The organism is Microcoleus sp. Pol12B4 (assembly GCF_036701385.1).
Taxonomy (GTDB): Bacteria; Cyanobacteriota; Cyanobacteriia; order Cyanobacteriales; family Microcoleaceae; genus Microcoleus.
The window spans coordinates 1-1551 of sequence record NZ_JAUBQR010000433.1 but is presented as its reverse complement, the minus strand read 5'-3'; the positions used below and the strand labels follow the sequence as shown (position 1 = coordinate 1551).

1 pseudogene is annotated in these 1551 nt (G+C 40.4%); it reads right to left on the bottom strand.

Going from position 1 to position 1551, the window contains the following annotated elements:
* Positions 1–133: 133 nt before the first annotated feature.
* Positions 134–1344, bottom strand: a pseudogene (locus tag QUA38_RS28825) (ISAs1 family transposase).
* Positions 1345–1551: the final 207 nt, after the last annotated feature.

The following is a 1551-nucleotide window of genomic DNA, read 5'->3' as shown; positions in this document are numbered from 1 at the left end:
AAGCAGACCTAGATATGCTGGAATGGGCTGCTGCTGCGGGAGAAATTGACTTAAAATATTTAGATGAATCAGGATTTTGTGCGTGGAGCGAACCTAGTTACACTTATTACAAACCAGGGTAAGAGCATCTCAATCACCCTTGACAAAAGGATTTGAGAAGAAGCATCATGTATTCATCATTCATTGCAGCCCGTTTTCTTTTCTGTCGCAAGCTACGCTTGAGAGTAGTTTCTTGATTTACAGCATTCAGGGACATCCGTCTGATAACAGCCAAGTTTCGAGGGCTATTCAAGGATCGAATGCGAGATAGATCTTCATTGAAAGTGACATCTAAAACCCAATGTTCTTGATTTTCAATACTCCAATGTTGACGAATGACGCGACCATTCCGCTTTAGCATCTACGGGTAAGGAACTTAGGTAAAATTGTACTTCATGAGTGGTTTTGTTCCACAGATAACGGAAACGTTCTACTATAACAATAGTCTGAATATCTGTCCAGTCTTCTTGTTTGTAAAGCCCCCCTATAACCCCCACTGGAACCGCCCAAACTTTTAGAGTTTCGATTCGATAATGTGCTTTTTCCGTTCGGGAATCTTCACTCACTTCAATTCCCCCAAATTGGTGGGATCGGGCTGTTTCATACCAGGTTTTGACTTGTTTGTAAAGGGTTGGATGATTCTTTTTCAGAGTAACTACATGCAGCAGCTTTTTTTTGACGAATCAGCCGTACAATCTCGGTTTGAGTACCCATCGCATCCATCGTAATAATCGCTCCGGTGACATCAATTAATTCCAATAGGGCTGGGATAGCTGTGATTTCATTGGAATGGTTTTCAACTTTAACTTGTCCAAGTACCAACCGATTTTCACTCGCCCACGTCGTCACTAAATGTAAATTCTTTTCCCCTGTTTTTCGGTCATAAGAACCTCGGAGACTTTTTCCATCAATCGGGATAACTTGTTGGACAACTGGCCCAATTAATTGTTTAACCCATTCAGTCAACTTCTGTTCTAAAACTTTCGGGTCTACCTTTTCAAAAACTCGTCGGAAGGTATCATCGCTCGGTATACCATTTGGTAAGTCTAAAAATTTTTGCAACCATTGCTGCTTACTGATTCTATAATTTTCCATGTCTTCCCATCCATCACCTCCAGCTATTGTAGATAATATAGCAATGACAAGAATATCTTTCAGTAAGTGACGTTTGGTTCGGTTCACTCTCGGGTCGGGTACGTCATCAAAATAACTTGATAAGCTTCCTTGTAACTCTTGCATAGAGATAGGTGAGGGCTTCTTCAGTAGTTTAGACCTTGGCCGGGCGGGCAGGAATCCTTGAGCCATTGAGTTTTACCGCTTAATGACTTAGTTTTTAAGGCATTCATTATAGAATTGCTAATACGTAAATACCACATTTTTTATATTTGTCTTTTTGTCAAGTACAATTTATACTAAATTAGATGAGCTTACCCTGTTATTACAAACGAGGACAGCAAAAACGGTTAGAACAAACCAAGAGGCGTGGTCGGAGATTAAGTATTGTAGGACTTT